The sequence below is a fragment of the Pseudomonas sp. NFIX49 genome, assembly GCF_900115915.1.
Taxonomy (GTDB): Bacteria; Pseudomonadota; Gammaproteobacteria; order Pseudomonadales; family Pseudomonadaceae; genus Aquipseudomonas; species Aquipseudomonas pharyngis.
The window spans coordinates 391,982-410,548 of the sequence record NZ_FOYE01000005.1; the positions used below are offsets into that span (position 1 = coordinate 391,982).

Below are 18,567 nucleotides of genomic sequence, written 5' to 3' on the forward strand. Positions count from 1 at the left end.
CGCTATCCGAGCCAGTCGAGGGTCAGCATCAGCCGCCGCTCACCTGGCGCCGGTTGCGGCGAGCGATGAATCAGGCCGAAACCTTCGTTGCCGTGCCATTTTTCGCCCTTGAGCAATGCCACTTCGCCGCGATTCAATTGCTGAATCCGTGACATATCCTGGGGCTCGGCTTGCGGTTGTCCCAGTTGCCGACGGTCCATCTGCCCTTCCCTTAGCCATTCACTGCCGACACCGGCGTACGTGGTGATCAACCGCACCGGCACATGATCGACGTGGAAACGCGGACACATCGCCTTGTCCAGCACCCGCAGGCGCAAGCCGATTCGCCGCGCGCCCAGCAGGCAGGCGAAGGCGCTGACCAGCCATTTCAAGTCGGCGACAAACCCTTCGTAGCCTTCCAGATCGCGAAAGCCGCTGGCCAGTCCCGTGAGATCCGGTTCTGCGTCTTCGTCCGGCAATTCCAGGCACAGCGCCTCGGCGTAAGGTTCGTTCAGAGACAACAATAAGTCCGCAAATTCGGCAATGTGCAGCGGAAGCTGTCGTTGCCAGACCGCGAGGTTGATTTCATTGTCGAGTATGTTCGCCAGCGCCTGAGGGGTCTGGCCGAAAGACTGGTGACGCGTGCTGCCTGGCAGCGGTTTCAGGGCGAGCATCAGGCGACCTCGTCGTGCCAGGAGCCAAAAGGATCACGTAGCTGTAGCCAGCCTTGAGTACCGAGCGCCATCTCGGCATCGGTCAGCAGGCAATCATCGAGTTCCGACGACAGCTGTGCGAAATCGATGTTCTGCCCGATAAACACCAGCTCCTGGCGACAATCGCCTACGCTGGCGATCCAGTTTTCCATAATCGCGGCGGTACTTTCCTGATCCTGCGGCCACTGTTCTTTAGGCACGAAGCGCCACCAGCGCCCGGCGAAACCGTGGCGCATCAGGCCACCTGCCTGAGACCAGCTACCGGCGTCGGTGGGTTTGCTGGCCAGCCAGAAGAAGCCTTTGGAGCGCAGCAGTTTGCCGTTTACCCAAGGACGATCGATGAAGTCGAAGAAACGCTGCGGATGAAAGGGCCGGCGCGCCCGATAGGCCGTGGATGCGATGCCGTACTCCTCGGTTTCCGGCACATGTTCGCCACGCAATTCCTGCAACCAGCCCGGGGCCTGGGCGGCCTTTTCGAAGTCGAAACGACCGGTATTGAGAATTTTCTCCAGCGGTACCTCACCCATGACCATCGGAATGATCTCGGCCTGAGCGTTGAGGCGTCTGAGAATGGCTATCAACTCTTCCCGCTCGCGGCTGCTGATCAGGTCGATCTTGCTGATCAACAGGACGTCGGCGAATTCGATCTGCTCGATCAGCAGATCGGTGATCGAACGTTCATCTTCTTCACCAAGAAATTCCCCACGAGAGGCGAGATTTTCCGCGGCCTGGTAGTCCGGCAGGAAATTCATACCGTCGACTACAGTGACCATGGTGTCGAGGCGAGCGATGTCGGCGAGGCTTTGGCCCTGCTCATCTCGGAAGGTGAACGTCTCGGCCACTGGCAATGGCTCGGAGATTCCCGTGGATTCGATCAGCAGGTAATCGAAGCGGCCATCACGAGCCAACTGGCTGACCTCTTCAAGCAGGTCTTCGCGTAACGTACAGCAGATACAGCCGTTGCTCATTTCCACAAGCTTCTCTTCGGCACGATTCAGGCTGACATCACGCTGGACTTCGCTGCCATCGATGTTGATCTCGCTCATATCGTTGACGATAACGGCCACACGCAGATCGTCTCTGTTACGTAGTACGTAATTCAAAAGTGTACTTTTTCCGGCGCCGAGAAAGCCGGACAAAACGGTCACGGGAAGTCGGGAAGACATTGGATAAACCTCATCAGACGATCGCTAAACAGCGCTGTAGGCTCTCGGGGCGAGCGTTCTTGAGCTTCGATGAGATCACCAGGGAAGCAGACGCTTGAAATGGAAGCCACGGAAAGCCTTGTCCGATTAATGTTATAGTATAACAACAAAATCAATCCACTCTCTTCTTGCCCAAAGTGACAAAGGGCCGGAAGCTGCAATCAATTCATCGCCGAGTCACATCATGAAAACCGCGTTGAAATACTCGTTTATCTGGCTGGCATTGCTGACGCTGAATGCCGAAGCACAAGTGCCGGGGCTCGCCAATTGCACGCGCAGCGCGAACCTTTTGGCGTGCATCGATGCCAACGGCAACGCCTACAGCGTCAACACCGTCGGCAGCACGATGTACCTGCGTGGATTTGAAAAAGCGGGAAACCGCTATTGGGCACAAACCAACAGCCGCTACGGGCAACTGACGTTCTTCACCGGCATCGCTTCCGATGGGGAAGCCTGGGTTGGCTACAACCGACGCGTGGGCTGGACGACGATCAATCGGTTTTCCAGCTCAGGCGGCAGCAGCGCAAAGTTCACCTGCAGCCGGATCACCGGCTGTTAAACCCGCGATCCTTTCTGCTCTTGCTGCCAGGCCATGTAGCTGTCGACAGGTGGATTCTTCTGGAAATAGCGCTGCAAGCCCTCAAACAAACCGTCTGCTACGGCCTGCTGGTGACGCGCGGTCACCAGACGCTGACTGTCCCGCGCGTTAGAAATGAACCCGGTTTCCACCAGAATTGACGGCACATCCGGCGATTTCAGAACGGCAAATCCAGCCTGTTCCACGCGCTTTTGGTGCAGCGTAGTGATGCCAGCCAGACTGCCCAGCACTGTGTTTCCGAGTTGCAAGCTGGCGGAGATGGTTGCGTTCATCGACATGTCGAGGATCACGCCGGCGAGCATCGGGTCCTTGTCTTTGAGATTGAGCAGGCTGGTTGCACCGAGCAGATCCACACCGTTCTCACGCTGCGCCATGAACCGCGCGGTGGCGGACGTAGCGCCACCTTCGGACAAGCAGTACACCGACGCCCCGGAAGCCGTCAGACGCGGTGCAGCATCGGCGTGCACCGAGATGAACATATCGGCCTTGTGCTGACGCGCAATCTCCACACGCTTGCGCAACGGGACGAAGAAATCGTCGTTACGAACCAGCTTCACATCAAATCCTTTCTCTCGTTTAAGCCGACGTGCGAGTAGTTGTGCAATAGACAAAACCACATCCTTTTCCCGCTCGCCTTTGGCGCCGATTGCACCCGGATCTTTTCCGCCATGACCAGGGTCGACCACCACCATGATGTCGCGCTTGGGGTGGGATTTTTCCTGGGGTGTTTCACGTGGAACGCTTGGAGGCGGCCCCGATGATGCGCTCATCAAGTCCAAAACCAGGCGATGTCCTTGCCCATCTTGAGGCGCCAACAAAAATGAATTGAGCTGAACCGGACTGCTTAAATCCAGCACGATCCGGGTGTTCCCTTGGCCAAAATGGCCGGAGCGGATCGAATGAATAGGGGTGCCGGATAACGCCAACTGGCTGAAATCCCCACTCAGGCTGGCGCCGCTCAAATCGATGATCAACCGATCCGGCGCACTCAAGGTGAAGGTCTTGTAGCTCACAGGACCACTCAGATCGAACACCAGCCGAAGCTTGTCATCCGAACGCCAAAGCCGCGCATTGCGTATCTGCGTGGCGGACACCGAAAAAGGCAAAACAAAGGCCGCGCTGGCCAGCATCAGGTTGAGCAAGTGGCGTCTGTGCATATGAAAGCCTGTTCATGAAAAAGGCATCGTGGTTTGAATTGTTATAATGTAACATTAAATTCAATCACCATGATGGAACTGCTCATGAACGCGCTGACTTTGCCGGATGTCGCGGCTCAAGCCGCCCGCCAGGCCCTGCCACTCGAATGGGTGGGAATGTGCGGTATTGCATTACCTGTGTTTATCGAAGGCCAACGCTTGGCTGCAAAAGCGGATGCAGGCGTCAGTCTTGATGATGGAGACGCACGCGGCATTCACATGTCGCGGCTCTATCTGGGGCTGGAAGCGCTGGAGCAGGAGAACCTTTCTCCCGCCCTTTTGCGAAAAGTTCTGCAGCGTTTTCTCGACAGCCACGAAGATCTTTCCGAAGCCGCCTATCTCAATATCCACACAGATTTATTGCTGAGAAGGTCGGCATTGGTCAGTCCTTTGGCAGGATGGAAAACCTACCCCGTCACTGTTTCAGCCCACCTGAAAAGCAAAATGTTCCACGTGGAACTGAAAATGGAGGTGGCTTACTCGTCGACTTGCCCGTGTTCTGCAGCATTGGCGAGGCAACTGATCCAGCAACAATTCATCGAAGACTTTGCCAACAAGCCACTGCAGCACGCCGACGTGTTGGCGTGGCTGGGCTCGACCCAAGGCATCGTGGCCACACCTCACAGCCAACGCAGTACCGCCCAGTTGCATTTGCACCTGGACGAATTCGTCGACGAACTACCCCTGACGTCCATCATCAATGACGCCGAAGCAGCCCTCGGCACCGCCGTACAAACCGCCGTAAAGCGCGCCGACGAACAAGCCTTCGCCCTCGCCAATGGCCAGAACCTGATGTTCTGCGAAGACGCTGCCCGACGCCTGAACCTGGCACTGCGTCGCTCACCCGGTGTCAGCGAATTCCACGTACGGGTCATCCACGCCGAAAGCCTTCATGCTCACGACGCCGTCGCCGAGAGTCACTGGCGCCGGGAGCAGCCATGATTCGTTGCCAGAACATGAGCTGGGGAGCCCCCGGCCAACCGCTTACCGCACCGCTCAACCTGAGGTTGGAAAGCGGCAGCCTGACGGCAATCATCGGCGTCAACGGCAGTGGCAAAAGCAGCCTGCTCAAAGTCATCGCCGGATTACAGCGACCGCTGGCTGGCAAAGTCGAACTAGGTGTTCCACGCCAAAGCGGTTTGTCCTTCCTGCCTCAGCAACAGCATCTGGATCGACAGTTCCCGATCAGTCTTCAAGAGTTGGTGGCAGCCGGTTTCTGGGGACGCCGACTGTCGTCGCATCTCAGAGCCCAGCGTCTCGAATCCGCACTGGAAGACTGGCATCTGAGCGGACTGGAACATCGTCCCCTGATGGCCCTCTCCGGCGGAGAACTGCAACGCGCCCTGCTCGCCCGATTGAGTCTGGCCGACACTCCGTTGCTGCTGCTCGACGAACCCCATGCCGCGCTCGACGAGCTGGGGCAGAAACTGTTGTGGCAACACCTGCATGCCTGGCACGAACAAGGACGAACCCTGGTGGTGGTTTGCCATGACCTTGCCGCCGTGCGCCAACACATTCCACAGACCTTGCTGATCAAACAGAGCGGCTGCGCATTCGGCAGCAGCACCGACCTCATTCAGCAAACACCTCACACGCAGGTGGCCTGATGCTCACGCTGAGCCATTTATGGCAACCGTTCCACGAGTTCGTCTTTATGCGCCGGGCCCTCCTCGGCGGTCTGGTCCTGGCGTGCAGCACCGCGCCATTGGGCGTGTTTTTGATCCTGCGCCGGATGAGCCTGATTGGCGACGCCGTCGCCCACGGCATCCTCCCCGGCGCCGCGCTGGGGTTCTGGTTCGCCGGGTTGAGTCTGCCGGCCTTGACCCTCGGCGGACTCGGTGCCGGCCTGAGCATGGCCGGACTCGCCGCGTGGATCACCCGGCGCACCGGCCTGCGCGAAGACGCCAGCCTCGCCGCGATCTATCCCATCTCGTTAGCCAGCGGCGTGCTGATTCTCGGCATCGCCGGCAAGCGACTCGATTTGCTGCACCTGCTGTTCGGCTCCGCTTTGGCGGTCGATGGGCCGACCCTCAACGGCATGCTGTGGGTGTCGGCACTCAGCCTGATGGCCATGGCGCTGATCTACAAACCCTTGCTGCTCGACACCCTCGATCCGTTTTTCCTGCGCACGGTCAGCCGACTCGGCCCCGTGGCCCATGGCGTGTTCCTGACGCTGGTGGTGCTCAATCTGGTGATTGGCTTCCAGGCCATCGGCGCCTTGATGGTGGTCGGCCTGATGATGCTGCCCGCCGCCGCATCACGCTTCTGGAGCCGGCGCCTGCCGATCCTGATTGCCATCGCCGCGCTCATCGGTTGCGCATCGGTATGGCTCGGCCTGTTGCTGTCGTTCTACTACTCGCTGCCCAGCGGACCGGCCATCGTGTTGGTCGCCGGCGGCGGTTACCTGTTGTCCGTGGTGTTCGGACCGGTGCACGGTCTGTTGCGCCGCCCGCCTTTGCTCACATCCCAATGAGGTGTTTCCCGATGCGCGCTCTACTCGTGCTGTTCAGCCTGATGCTGTCGATGTCGTTATCGGCGGCGGAAAAACTGCCGGTGGTCACCAGTTTCAGCATCCTTGCCGACATGGTGCATCAGGTCGGCGGCGAGCATATCCAGATCACCAACATGGTCGGCCCTGACGCCGATGCCCACACTTACGAACCCACTCCGGACGACGCCAAAGCCCTGCTCAAGGCGAAACTGATCGTCAAGAACGGTCTGGGTTTCGAGCCGTGGCTGGATCGGCTGGTCGCCAGCACCGACACCAGAGCCCCGGTGATCAGCGCCAGTCGCGGCGTAATTCCGCGCTCGCTGGATGAGGACGGCGAAACCGTTCCCGACCCTCACGCCTGGCACAACCTGGCGAACGCCGAGCTGTACGTCGCCAACATCACCAAGGCGCTGATCGCTGCTGACCCGGCAAACAAAGCCGACTACGAGCGCAACAGCCAGGTCTACCTGAAACAGATCTACGCCCTCCTCGCCCAGGCGAAAGCCAAGCTCGGTTCCTTGCCGCCGGGCAACCGCAAGATCGTCACCAGCCACGACGCCTTCGGTTATCTCGGTCAGGCGTACGGCATAGACTTCATGGCGCCACAAGGTCTGTCCACCGAACGCGAACCTTCCGCTGCCGAAGTCGCCGCGCTGATCACCCAGATTCGTCAGGCCAAGGTTAAAGCGGTGTTCATGGAAAACATCAAGGACGCGCGCCTGCTCAAACAGATCGCCGACGAAAGCGGCGCACACATCGGCGGCACGCTGTACTCCGACGCCCTCGCCGCCAGCGGTCCGGCCAGCACCTTCACAGGGCTGTTCGAATACAACCTCAACACTCTTTACCAAGCCCTGAGCCAACCATGATCCGTAAAAATCCTTCCGGTGATTTGCCGCAGATTGCCGAGTCTGCCTACGTCGATAAAACCGCGATCATCTGCGGCAAAGTCGTCATCGGTGAAAACGTATTCGTCGGCCCGTACGCGGTGATCCGCGCCGATGAAGTGGACGCCACGGGCGACATGGAGCCGATCACCATCGGCGCCAATTCGAACATCCAGGACGGCGTGGTGATCCACTCCAAATCCGGCGCGGCGGTGACTATCGGCGAATTCAGCTCCATCGCCCACCGCTCGATCGTGCATGGCCCGTGCACGGTCGGCGACCGGGTGTTCATCGGTTTCAACAGCGTGCTGTTTAATTGCGTCGTGGGCAACGGCTGTGTGGTGCGGCACAACTCGGTGGTCGACGGTCGGGATCTGCCGGACGCGTTCTACGTGCCCTCCACCACGCGCATCGGCCCGGGCACCGACCTCTCGCAATTCCCGCCGGTGAGCGTGAGCGCTTCGGAGTTTTCCGAAGATGTGGCGCGCACCAACGTCGACCTGGTGCGCGGCTACAAAGCCTTGCAGAACGAGTTCTGAATCATGAGCAGTGTGTTGATTCGCAATGCGCGGCTGGTGAACGAGGGGCGTGAGTTCGACGCCGATCTGTTGGTCAGCCACGGGCGCATCGTCAAGATCGCCGGCAGCATCGAAGGGGAAAACGCGACCCGTGAAATCGACGCCGACGGTCAATGGCTGCTGCCGGGAATGATTGATGACCAAGTGCATTTCCGTGAGCCGGGTGCGCCGGCCAAGGGCAGCATCCACACCGAGTCCCGTGCAGCCGTGGCCGGCGGCATCACCAGTTTCATGGACATGCCGAACACCAACCCTGCCACCCTTACCCTTGACGCGCTGGCCGACAAAAAGCGCCGGGCGGCAATCAACTCGGTGGCCAACTACGGTTTTCACTTCGGCGTCAGTCACGACAATCTGGACACGGTCGCAGCACTCAACCCGAGCGAAGTGGCCGGGGTCAAAGTGTTCATGGGCGCGTCCACCGGCAACATGCTGGTGGACGACCCCAACACCCTCGAGCGTCTGTTCGCCAAAGTGCCGACGATTCTGCTGGCCCACTGTGAACACACGCCGAGCATCGATGCGAATGCCGCGAACCTGCGCGAACGCTTCGGCAACCAACTGCCGCCCGATGCCCACGCGCAGATCCGCAATGCCGACAGCTGCTTTCGTTCATCGTCTCTGGCGGTGGATCTGGCCAAACGTCATGGCACTCGCCTGCACGTCCTGCACCTGACAACGGCCCGCGAGCTGGCGTTGTTCGAAGACAAACCGCTGCCGCAAAAACGCGTCACCGCCGAAGTCTGCCTGCATCACTTGCTGTTCGATGACCGTGACTATCCGAAGCTTGGCAACCTGATCAAATGCAATCCAGCGATCAAGTCCCAAGCCGATCGTGATGCCTTGCGTCAGGCACTGCTGAGCAATCGACTGGACGTGATCGGCAGCGATCACGCACCGCACACCTGGGCGGAAAAGCAGCAAGCGTATGAACAGGCGCCGTCTGGACTGCCACTGGTGCAACACGCGCTGCCGGCGCTTCTGGAACTGGTGGCGGATGGCGTATTGCCGATCACCACGCTGGTGGCGAAGACCAGCCACCGGGTGGCCGATCTGTTTGCCATTCCGGATCGCGGTTATTTACGTGAAGGATATTGGGCGGATCTGGTGTTGGTTCAACCGGAGCCTGGGGGTGTCGCGGTGTCCCGCCAACCGGTTCTGTCGCAATGTGGCTGGACGCCGTTCGCTCAGCGCAGCTTTCGGCATCGGGTCAGCACGACGATGGTGTCGGGGCAGATCGCGTGGCATGACCATCGGATCCACGACAACTGCCAAGGATTGCCGCTGCGTTTCATGCGCTGAAAAAAAACCGCCTCCACTCGATGTGGAGGCGGTTTCGATAATGACGTTACGCTCTCGGTTTGACCGTGCCGCAATCCTGACCCAGCCAGACTGCCCGGGTTTCCAGACTGCCCTTCTGGTTGATCCCGATCGCATTGAAAGTGCCATTGGCGACGGTGGTGAACTCGCGGTCACTGAGGAACGTCGCGACGCCGGTGCCTTGGGCTTTCGGGCAACTGAAGCGGAATTTCCACTGGTTGCCGACACGCTCGGTGATCTGCTGTTTGCAGCCCGACTGCGGGTCCGCCAGCGGAATATCGTTGGTCGCCACCTGCTGCGGCGTCAGGCAGGCGCGGATACCCTTGCCACCGATATTGATCCCCTGCTTCTCCAGTTCCGCCCGCTGCTGCGGGGTGATCTGGCCCTGAATCTGGCCGAGGATCGATTGCACATCCATCACCTGATCATCGACCTTCACATTGCTCGACGTCATTTCCCACAACCCCGGCTGCAGCATTTGCGCCTGAGCAACCACCGGCAAGGCCAAACCCAGGCCCAGCGCCAAACCCAGCAGACGAACGTTCATTGAAAAACTCCTGATCAGTAGTGGCCGTTAGACGCCGGCCGCCTGTTTCGGTTCATGGCGGGCGCTGACGGCGTGAAAACAAATAGCGACAATCGCCATGGAACATGGTCTGTTAAGCATTGAATCTTCAGGAGCAAGGTTGCCCCATGGATTATTTCGGACCGCACATTTTCGGTTACCTGATCGCCCTGATACACACCCTCGGCTCGATCGCCGCGATCCATGCCGTATTGACCGTACGCACCGCCCAAGGCTCGATCGCCTGGGCGCTGTCGCTGATCTTCATTCCCTACCTCACCCTTATTCCTTATCTGGTGTTCGGCCGCAGCACCTTCGATGGCTACATCAAGGCCCGCCGTCAGGCCAACGAACAAATGCGCCTGGCGATTTCCGAGCTCAACTGGCGGCCGTGGGTGGAAGAGGCCCTGACCGCCCGCGCCTCGAATGCTTACGATTCGTTGCGGGCGATGCCGAAGCTGGGGCGCATGCCGTGCCTGGCCAACAATGAAGTGCGATTGCTGATCAATGGCGCGGCGACCTTCGAGGCGATTTTCCACGCAATCGACCAGGCGCGGGAAGCGGTGCTGATCCAGTTTTTCATCATTCACGACGATCGTCTCGGTCAGCGCCTGCGTGACCTGCTGCTGAAGAAAGCCGCCGAAGGCGTGGTGATCCATTTGCTCTACGACCGTATCGGCAGCCACGCCCTGCCCCACAGCTACGTGCAGGCGCTGCGCGACGGAGGCGTCGAGGTCAAGGCGTTTGCCACCCGCAGCGGCTGGCTCAATCGTTTCCAGGTGAATTTTCGCAACCACCGCAAGATCGTGGTGGTCGACGGGCTGATCGGGTTTGTCGGCGGCCACAACGTCGGCGACGAGTACATGGGTGAAAAACCACCGCTGGCGCCGTGGCGCGACACTCACGTCCAGGTGCGCGGCCCAGTGGTGGCGTGCATGCAGGAGTCGTTTGCCGAAGACTGGTTCTGGGCCGCGCGGTCATTGCCGCCGCTGATCCTGCCGGACGCGTACCCGGAGGACGGCGTGCTTTGCCAATTGCTCGCCAGTGGCCCGGCGGATGCTTACGAAACCTGCTCGCTGTTCTTCGTTGAGGCCATCCACGCCGCCACCGAGCGCGTGTGGATCACCAGCCCCTACTTCATTCCCGACGAAGCCGTATTCGCAGCATTGCGCCTCGCCGTATTGCGCGGGGTCGACGTGCGCCTGTTGCTGCCTTCGCGCCCCGACCATCGCATCGTCTACGCCGCCTCCAGCCTGTATGCGTTCGAAGCGGTACGCGCCGGCGTGCGGGTATTCCGCTACGAACCGGGTTTCCTGCATCAGAAAGTGGTGTTGATCGACAGCGAAATCAGCGCCATCGGCAGTGCCAACCTGGACAACCGCTCGTTCCGGCTGAATTTCGAGGTAATGCTGCTGACCGTCGACAGCGAATTTGCCGCCAGCGTGGAACAGATGCTCAACGATGATTTCGCCCAGGCCTACGAAGTCGCCAAAGAAGAAAGCCGGGAGATCCATCGCCTGCAACAGGTCGGTATGCGGATCGCCCGGCTGATTTCACCGATCCTCTAGGTTCAAGGGTGGTAGATGTCGTCCCTCGTCCACGGCAGTTCATGGCTGCCATCGGCATGGGCCTTCACGGCGAGGATCTGGTGCAGGTTGATCCAGCCGCGAGCGAACGCATAAGCGCAGCCCGCCAGGTACAGACGCCAGATACGCAGCGCCTGGTCCGGCACCAGTTTCGCAGCGGCTTCGAGGTTGTCCTCCAGCCGTTCGCTCCAGTGGTCCAGGGTGCGCGCGTAGTGCAGGCGCAGACTCTCGACGTCGACGATCTCCAGACCCGCTTCGCTGATCTCGGCCGAGATCATCGCCAGGTGCGGCAGCTCGCCGTTGGGGAACACATATTTCTCGATGAAATCCCCGGCGCCGCGCCCCACAGGGCGGCCATCGGTGTGCTTGGCGGTGATGCCGTGGTTCATCACCAGACCGCCCTCTTTCACCGCGCCGAACAGGGTTTTGCAGTATTCGGCGAGGTTGGCGTGGCCGACGTGCTCGAACATGCCGACGCTGACCACTTTGTCGAAACGCCCGTCCTGGGGCAGATCGCGGTAGTCAAGCAGTTGCAGTTCGATCTGGTCTTCCAGACCTTCGGCTTTCACTCGCTCGCGGGCCAGGGCCAGTTGCTCTTTGCTCAGGGTGATACCGAAGACCTTGGCGCCGAACTCACGGGCGGCATACCGCGCCAGTCCGCCCCAGCCACAACCCACGTCCAGCAGATAGTCGCCGGGCTGCAGGCGCAGCTTGCGGCACAGGTGCCGGAACTTGGCTTGCTGGGCTTGCTCCAGGGATTCGCTGCCGGTTTCGAAATACGCGCAGGAATACGCCATGTCGCTGTCCAGCCACAGCTGGTAGAACGCGTTGGACAGGTCGTAGTGATAGGAGATGGCTTTGGCGTCGGTTTCCTTGTCATGCACGGTGCGCACCGGCTGACTGTCTTCGTCCTCGTCGAGCAGCGCCGTGCTCAACTCATCGCACACCCGGATGACCTCGCTGATCGAGCCTTCCAGTTCGAGTTTGCCCTCGACGAACGCCGCCCCCAGCGCGTCGAGACTTGGATGGGTCAACTGGGACACCATCAACGGGTCCTTGACCACGATGGTGACACTGGGCGTCGGGCCCAGATTGAATTCATGGCCGTCCCAGAGTCGCAGGCGTAGCGGAAGCTGCAGATTCTGTAAGGCCGGTGGAAGTTGCGCGAGCATGGAATATCCCCCTGGTTTCAGACGTCTGATCTGAGGGTAGACCATCCTTGAAAATTAGCAGGCTATCGATTTGATAGTCGCCGACTATCAGCCTCAGAGGCTGTCATCGCGCTGTCATCCCTGGTTCAGTGCGCCTTCTCAAATGACTGCGAGACCGGCGCACAGTTCGAAAATTGATCAGTCCGACGCTTTGAGCTTCAGCAGTGGTTCCTGAAAACGCAGCAAGCGTCCGGCATTGCCCAGCACCAACAGCGTACTCAGATTGTGCAGCAACGCGGCGATCATCGCCCCCGCCGCACCGAGCCAGCCGAAGGCCGCGAACACCACGATGGCCAGCGTCCAGCCCAGACCGATGATCACGTTCACCTGCAAGGTCCGTCGGCACTGGCGGCTCAGGCGCACACAGGTGCCGAGCCGCCGCAGGTCGCTGCCGATCAGTACGATATCGGCGGATGCCAGCGCAATATCCGCGCCGCCCGCGCCCATCGCCACACCCACAACACCCGCCTTGAGCGCCAACGAATCGTTGATCCCGTCGCCGACCACCATCGGCCGGAAGCCGTTGTCGATTTCCTTGAGCACTCGATTGAGCTTGTCTTCGGGCAACGCCTGGGCTTCGACTTCGTGCAGGCCGACATCCCTGGCGAGGGTTTGCGCGACGCTCTGACGGTCACCGGTCAACAGCAGTTGCCGCCCCAACCCGAGATCACGCAGTTCGCTCAACGCAAATCGCGCTTCCGGTTTGACGGTGTCGGCCAGCAACAGCCAGGCAAGGAATTCGCCGTTCAGTGCCAGCCCGGCAATCGGGCCATCGTGTTCGGGGATGGCGGTGGTCGGGATGCCCAACTGCGCAAACAGCTCCGGACGCCCGAGTGCGGCGTCGCCTTGCGCGGTTTTGGCCACTACGCCCAGCCCCTGCCGCTCATGAATATCGGTCAGCACCAGCGCCTCTTCTGCGCTGACCAGTCCGGCCAGCGCGCGGCTGACCGGATGGCTGCTAGCCGCACCCAGGCTTGCAGCCAGCGCCATCACCGACCCGTGATCTGCTCGCAGGCTGTTGATCGATTGCAAGCGCAGCGTGCCGTACGTCAGGGTGCCGGTCTTGTCGACGACCAGCGAAGTGAGATCGGCCAGCTCCTCAAGGAATGCCGAACTGCGAATCAGAATCCCGTGCCGCGCCGCCACCGCCACCCCGGCAATCGCCGTGGCAGGTGCCGACAACACCAGCGCGCATGGGCATGCTGCCACCAGCACCGCGAGCATCGCCTGCGCATCGTTGGTGATAAACCAGGTCACCGCCGCGAGCAGCAACACCAGCACCATGTAGCTGCCGGCATAACGTTCGAGCAACCGGGTGATCGGTGGCTTGGAGCGTTCGGCGTTCTGCATCAGCGCGATGACCTTGCCGAGGGTGGATTCATCCCCGGTGCGAGTCACTTCGATTCGCAGCAGCCCGTCGAGGTTGATCGCACCGCCGAATACCGCCATGCCGACGCCCGCCTCGACCGGCACCGACTCACCGGTGATCGACGCCGTATCGAGGCTGGCCTGGCCGGATAAAACCCGACCGTCCGCCGGCACTCGATCCCCGGCGCGCACTTCGACTTTGTCGCCGGCCTTGAGCGTGCCGTTGTCGACTTCGATGATCGAGCCGTCCGCCTGCACCTTGCGCGCGTGGCTGCGGGTCAATTGGCCGAGGGCATGAATCGCTTCCTCGGAACCGATCACACTGCGTTCTTCCAGCACGTGGCCGAAGATCATGATGATCGGCAACAGCGCCGCCGTGAGCAGATCGCCCGTGGCCCAGGCCCCGATCATCGCCAGGGCGATCAACTGGTCGGTGATGCCGTGCAGGCTCGGATAACGCAGGCTGAACCACGCCGAACGCATTACCGGCACCGCGACTAACAAAGAAGCAAATCCGAGCAGCAACTGACTGACGCCCGTCTGTTCCGGCATCAACCAGCGCCAGATCAACCCCAGACCAAGCAAGCCGAGGGCGAGCATTGCCAAGGTCAACTGGCGCGCGGCGCGGCGTTGTTCGGCCGAGGACAACAAGCTCGGTGCGGTGGTGGTGGCAGTCATTTGCTGGCTCCCTGAATGATCAGGCGTGAATCGTCTTTTGGATCGACCGTGGTGACCGAACCGGCCTGACCGAGAATCTTCGGCATCCGCTCGCGGTACAGACGCAACAGCATTTGCGGGTCAGTGCCCTGCTGTTGCGCCTTGGCCAGGCTCAATACCGTCGCCGTGTCGGCGGAAGCTCTGGCCAGGCGCTCACCGGCCTGGGCGTGGGCGACTTGCAGCGTGCGGTCAGCCTGTTCGTTGGCGGACTGGGTAAGTTTCTCGGCCTCGGTGCGGGCATTGGCGACCGCTTTGTCGGCTTGCTGGCTGGCGGTGAGGACGGCGTTGAACGCACTCACCGCCGGCTCCGGCAGACTCGATTGCACATCGACCCGTGCCACTTCGATGCCGATGCCCTGACCGCTCGCCTTCAACTCGGCGAGGCGGCGGTTGATGCCTTGCACCAGATCACCGCGCAGTCGTTCGCGACGTTCGCCGGCCTGATTGTCAGCGCCGATCAGCTCTGGTCGTGCGACCAGAATCGTGTCCAGGTCCCGCGCGGCCGTCAGCGCCACTGCGCTGCGGGTCACCACTCGATCCAGCGCCGGCAGCACGTGCTCGCCTTGCAGCACAAAGTCATAAGGATCGGTGACCTTGTAGAACACCCGCACATCCAGCTGCACAACACCGGCGTCACCGGTGAGCAGATAACCGGAACCGGCGAGCGCATCACTCAGCGGCGTGGCGAAGGTTGCCACGCGATCCGCCTGCAGGGCCTGATCGCTGCGCAGCAAGTTTTCCACTCTGCGCTCGATCACCCGATCCGCCGCCGGCAACAAAACCACCTGTTCGAACGGCTGCGGCCACGCCAACAACAACCCGGCATTCTGAATGCGATCCAGCGCTCCGAAATGCAAAACCACCGCGCGGTTTTGCGGGTCAATCTGCCGGACATTGGAAAACGCCCAGGCCAATGCCGCGAGCACTGTCACCGCATACAGAGCGAAAAACGCCAGACGTCCCGCTTGAATCCACGGACTGTTCAGCGAATGTGTTCCACGTGGAACTTCATTCATGGCTGCGATCCGCTCTTGCTGTCGAGATTGGGCGGACCGTCGACCAACACCCGGAACGGCGCGGCGTCGGTGCGCAGGATCAGTTTGGTGTCCGGCGAAACGATGGTGCCGAGGGTATCCAGCGAGCGCAGCAAGTTGTACAGCTGCGGCGAACCGGCGTAAGCACGTCCGTAAATCTGCGCCGCTTCCACCCGCGATTGGGCTTCGATATCGGCAGCTTTCACCGTGGCATCGGCTTGCACGATGCGCGCATCGCGTTCGGCGGCGGAGCGGATTTGCGCTGCCTCTCGCTTGCCGATGGCCGTGCGCTCGGTGGCGATGGTTTCGCGCTCGGCGCGCATCCGGTCAACCGTTGCAGTGAGGGTCACCGATGGCAATGTCAGCCGTTCGATGCCCACCTGCACCACCCGCACGCCGTAAGTGGCGAGCAGTTGCTGATCGATTTGCTGGCGCAACTGCGCTTCAAAATCGGCGATGCGAACCTGGCTGGCATCGGTATTGACCAGATTGGCCAGATCAAAACTGCTGGCCGTGGTTTCCAGTGCCGAGCCGACAAACGTGCGAATCTGCCGCGCCGCTTCGTCCGGCTGGTTCTGCACGGCGCGCATGAAGCGTTGCACGTTGTCGGGATCGCCCTGCACCTGCCAGGCCACGTACGCCTGAACGATGATGCGCAAACCGTCGCGGGTGCCGACGTCCTGCAAGCCGCTGGAGGTTGTGCGCAAACGCAGATCCACCGGAATCGCCGCTTCGAACGGTGCCGGCCAGCGCCAGCTCAGACCCGGCTCCAGCAACACGCGGGACGGATTGCCGAAACGGGTGATGACCGTGGCTTCACCGGAGCGCACTTGCACCAGGCTCGCCGCCGCGATGGCGAACGCCACCAGCAACGCTGCCCAGCCCATACGTTTCCACGGAAAAGGCCCTGCCTCTTCCGGCGCACCGTGGTGATGGTGATGATGCCCGTGATGGTGATGACCGCCGCCATGAGCATGATCGTGGCCGCTGTGGTCATGGTGATCGTGAGTGTGCGACTGGCTCAATGGGTGGCTCCTGGCTGAGCGGTGGTGCGCGCCGGATCTGCCGGCAGCGTGAACGTACGCAGGTCGATGGTCGGTGCGTTACTGCTGCCGCCCAGGCGATGGTCGAGTACCAACAGTTTGGCTTTGCTCAAACCCTGGCTGAGTTGGCTGAAGTATTGCTCCAGCACGAAGGCCTGGCCGGCGCTGGCGTAGGCCTTTTGTTCGGCGCTGAACTTCAGATCCGCCGCCCGGGCGGTGGCATTGATTTCATGGGCGTTGGCACTGGCCTGATCCCGAGCGAGGCTGGCCTGCAACTGCGCCTGGTTACTCGCTTCGGCAGCGGCGCCGCGCTCGCGAGAGATCAACGCCTGAGCGCCGATCTGCGCCGCTTGCACGCTGTGATAGGCATTGGCCGCACCGGCCGGCGGGTGTATCGCTTCGACCACTGTGGCGAGAATTTCCACGCCGCTGTCGAGTTTCTGCAGATCGCTTTGCACGGCGCGGCCGATTTCTTCGGCGAGTCCGGTCCTGTCCTCGCCAAGCAAACCATCGAGTGTGCGCGAGGCAAAGTCATGCACCAGAATCCGGCTGGCGGTGCTGCGGATCAGCGTCGGCACATCGGCGCTGTTGTAGGTGGCGGCCAGTGCGGCTTGATCGCTCAGGCCGATGCGATAGACGAAGCGCACGTCCATGTTGACGATTTGAAAGCTCTGCTGATCGCCCCGGCTGCTGGCGATAACCTGGGACTTGTCATTGACGTGACTGGCGTCCCACAAACGGTTGGCTGTCAGTGGCGCCGGACCTTCTGCCGGGTCCAACTGCACGGGTGCCGGGTTCTCGCCGACGCTGGTCGCCAATTCATGGACCACGCCGTTCTCGACATTCAGCACACGCCCCAACGGCCAGGGCAAACCCGCATGCAGCCCCGGCCCGAACACCTGCACCGGTTTACCGAAACGCTCGTAAATGCCACGGCTTTGCATCGGAATTTCGTGAAGGCCGGTGAGCAACCAGCCCACCGTTGCTACCAGTACCAACACCGGCAAGAACGCGCGGCGCATGTAACTGAAGGCCCAGATCTGACGCAGATCGATGCCGAAGCGGTTATGCAACTCATGCTGCAACGCAAGCAACGGTTGTGGCGGCCAGCGCAGCAGATCGGCGACGAAACTACGGGCCAGCAGCACCGGTTCGAGTTGTTCGCGGCGCGGGCTGAACAACGACAGCAGTGCACGCAGCAGCAATTCCAGGGCAACCAGCCCCGGCAGAATGCCGATCAACACTGCCAGACGCACCGGCCAGATCGCACTGTCACTGGCGAACAACAGGCACAACGCGCCCAGCACCAGACTGATGATTGCAACTCGCGTTAGTTGCGCCAGCGCTCCGGCCTCGGGCCATTGCGCCGGGTTTTCCTGCGCCAGTTGCCGCTCCAGCACCAGCAGACCGAACGCCAAGAGCAACGCGATAGCCGCGCCGACCGTGGCGGACAACCCCACACCCGCCGCCGGCAGCGTCAGATTCCACGTCTGCTCGAGGCTCAGCAGCACCAGCAACGACCAACCGCCGAGCCACACCGTGGCCGCGCCGATCTGTCCGAGCAGCTGCAGACTGCGCTGGCTCATGCGATCCAGCAGCCGCTCGTACCAGCCATCCGGCGCAGGTTCTTCAGCAACCGTCACCGGCACCACGGGATTGATCACCCGCGCCCGCCATTGCGTCACCCACCACGCCGATTGCAGACCGGCCACCAGCACCAGCAACGCCGCGCTCTGATTGACCAGCAACGCGGGCCACAGCGATTGCGGCGCAAACAGCCCGACAAAAAATGCCAGCACCCACCCTGCCCCGGCCAGCGCGCCCAGACCGATCGCCAGGCGACGCAAACGCCGGCCCTGCGTTGCCGCTTGCTGAAAGCGCGGCAACCCGGTCACCGGCGTGCCTTCATCCAGATCGACTTGCATATCCCCCCAAACTCTTTGGCTCACTGCACATATCGTTACGATATAACGAAAGTCGTGAAATATTTGTACTCATTTGCATCATTCAAAGATGGGCAACCTGTCGCTTGCCTGAAGCCTTGACCGAAATGTCTGGAAACGCACATATTACGTT

At 61.1% G+C, this 18,567-nt stretch carries 17 protein-coding genes; 8 read left to right on the forward strand and 9 right to left on the reverse strand.

Annotated elements, in window-relative coordinates:
* Window positions 1-2 precede the first annotated feature (2 nt).
* On the reverse strand, window positions 3-653 hold the full coding sequence (locus tag BMZ46_RS16730) for a DUF1826 domain-containing protein (RefSeq protein ID WP_074689881.1): 651 nt from the start codon (window positions 651-653) through the stop codon (window positions 3-5).
* Window positions 653-1,858 (reverse strand): zinc metallochaperone GTPase ZigA, encoded by a 1,206-nt coding sequence (gene zigA, locus BMZ46_RS16735; protein ID WP_074689879.1) that lies wholly within the window; start codon window positions 1,856-1,858, stop codon window positions 653-655. The genes BMZ46_RS16730 and zigA overlap by 1 nt, the downstream gene beginning before the upstream one ends.
* A 223-nt stretch (window positions 1,859-2,081) precedes the next feature.
* Between zigA and BMZ46_RS16740 the strand changes: the two genes are divergently transcribed.
* A complete protein-coding gene (locus BMZ46_RS16740; RefSeq protein WP_074689877.1) occupies window positions 2,082-2,456 on the forward strand; it encodes a glutamine synthetase in 375 nt (124 codons plus the stop codon).
* Here the strand turns inward: BMZ46_RS16740 and BMZ46_RS16745 are convergent.
* Window positions 2,453-3,652, reverse strand: coding sequence for an N-acetylmuramoyl-L-alanine amidase (locus BMZ46_RS16745; RefSeq protein ID WP_074689875.1), 1,200 nt, complete (start codon window positions 3,650-3,652; stop codon window positions 2,453-2,455). The two genes, BMZ46_RS16740 and BMZ46_RS16745, sit on opposite strands and share 4 nt — an antisense overlap.
* A gap of 84 nt (window positions 3,653-3,736) precedes the next feature.
* Between BMZ46_RS16745 and folE2 the strand changes: the two genes are divergently transcribed.
* Genes folE2 through BMZ46_RS16775 form a run of 6 tightly spaced genes read left to right on the forward strand, consistent with a single transcriptional unit; the run spans window position 3,737 to window position 8,949 of the window.
* Entirely contained in the window at window positions 3,737-4,633 is an 897-nt protein-coding gene (gene folE2 / locus BMZ46_RS16750) for a GTP cyclohydrolase FolE2 (protein ID WP_039765046.1), read from the forward strand.
* Entirely contained in the window at window positions 4,630-5,298 is a 669-nt protein-coding gene (locus BMZ46_RS16755; RefSeq protein ID WP_074689873.1) for a metal ABC transporter ATP-binding protein, read from the forward strand. Before folE2 ends, BMZ46_RS16755 begins: the two co-directional genes overlap by 4 nt.
* Window positions 5,298-6,164 (forward strand): metal ABC transporter permease, encoded by an 867-nt coding sequence (locus tag BMZ46_RS16760; protein WP_039765042.1) that lies wholly within the window; start codon window positions 5,298-5,300, stop codon window positions 6,162-6,164. Before BMZ46_RS16755 ends, BMZ46_RS16760 begins: the two co-directional genes overlap by 1 nt.
* A gap of 11 nt (window positions 6,165-6,175) precedes the next feature.
* On the forward strand, window positions 6,176-7,051 hold the full coding sequence (locus tag BMZ46_RS16765) for a metal ABC transporter substrate-binding protein (protein WP_039765040.1): 876 nt from the start codon (window positions 6,176-6,178) through the stop codon (window positions 7,049-7,051).
* Window positions 7,048-7,608, forward strand: a complete 561-nt coding sequence (locus BMZ46_RS16770) for a gamma carbonic anhydrase family protein (RefSeq protein ID WP_074689871.1) — start codon at window positions 7,048-7,050, stop codon at window positions 7,606-7,608. The genes BMZ46_RS16765 and BMZ46_RS16770 overlap by 4 nt, the downstream gene beginning before the upstream one ends.
* 3 nt (window positions 7,609-7,611) lie before the next feature.
* Window positions 7,612-8,949 carry a dihydroorotase gene (locus tag BMZ46_RS16775; RefSeq protein WP_074689869.1) on the forward strand — a complete coding sequence of 446 codons (1,338 nt, stop codon included), beginning with the start codon at window positions 7,612-7,614 and terminating at the stop codon, window positions 8,947-8,949.
* A gap of 46 nt (window positions 8,950-8,995) precedes the next feature.
* On the opposite strand, the gene BMZ46_RS16780 is transcribed toward BMZ46_RS16775, so the two are convergent.
* On the reverse strand, window positions 8,996-9,514 hold the full coding sequence (locus tag BMZ46_RS16780; protein WP_007954220.1) for a DUF3617 domain-containing protein: 519 nt from the start codon (window positions 9,512-9,514) through the stop codon (window positions 8,996-8,998).
* Window positions 9,515-9,660: 146 nt separating this feature from the next.
* Here BMZ46_RS16780 and cls point away from each other — a divergent pair, with 146 nt between their 5' ends.
* Window positions 9,661-11,100 carry a cardiolipin synthase gene (gene cls / locus BMZ46_RS16785; protein ID WP_074689867.1) on the forward strand — a complete coding sequence of 480 codons (1,440 nt, stop codon included), beginning with the start codon at window positions 9,661-9,663 and terminating at the stop codon, window positions 11,098-11,100.
* 2 nt (window positions 11,101-11,102) lie between these two features.
* Here cls and cfaB read toward each other — a convergent pair whose 3' ends face one another.
* From cfaB to hflK (BMZ46_RS16810), 5 genes are all read right to left on the reverse strand, one after another.
* The gene (gene cfaB / locus BMZ46_RS16790) at window positions 11,103-12,290 is read right to left on the reverse strand and encodes a C17 cyclopropane fatty acid synthase CfaB (RefSeq protein ID WP_039765033.1); all 1,188 of its coding nucleotides are present in this window, start codon (window positions 12,288-12,290) and stop codon (window positions 11,103-11,105) included.
* Between the two features lie 177 nt (window positions 12,291-12,467).
* Window positions 12,468-14,375, reverse strand: coding sequence for a heavy metal translocating P-type ATPase (locus BMZ46_RS16795; protein ID WP_074689865.1), 1,908 nt, complete (start codon window positions 14,373-14,375; stop codon window positions 12,468-12,470).
* Window positions 14,372-15,430: a protease modulator HflK gene (gene hflK, locus BMZ46_RS16800; RefSeq protein WP_074689863.1), complete on the reverse strand. Its 1,059-nt coding sequence runs from the start codon at window positions 15,428-15,430 to the stop codon at window positions 14,372-14,374. Before hflK (BMZ46_RS16800) ends, BMZ46_RS16795 begins: the two co-directional genes overlap by 4 nt.
* Window positions 15,427-16,473 carry a protease modulator HflC gene (gene hflC, locus BMZ46_RS16805; RefSeq protein ID WP_045121726.1) on the reverse strand — a complete coding sequence of 349 codons (1,047 nt, stop codon included), beginning with the start codon at window positions 16,471-16,473 and terminating at the stop codon, window positions 15,427-15,429. The genes hflK (BMZ46_RS16800) and hflC overlap by 4 nt, the downstream gene beginning before the upstream one ends.
* Window positions 16,470-18,416: a protease modulator HflK gene (hflK, locus tag BMZ46_RS16810; RefSeq protein ID WP_074689861.1), complete on the reverse strand. Its 1,947-nt coding sequence runs from the start codon at window positions 18,414-18,416 to the stop codon at window positions 16,470-16,472. The genes hflC and hflK (BMZ46_RS16810) overlap by 4 nt, the downstream gene beginning before the upstream one ends.
* Window positions 18,417-18,567: the final 151 nt, after the last annotated feature.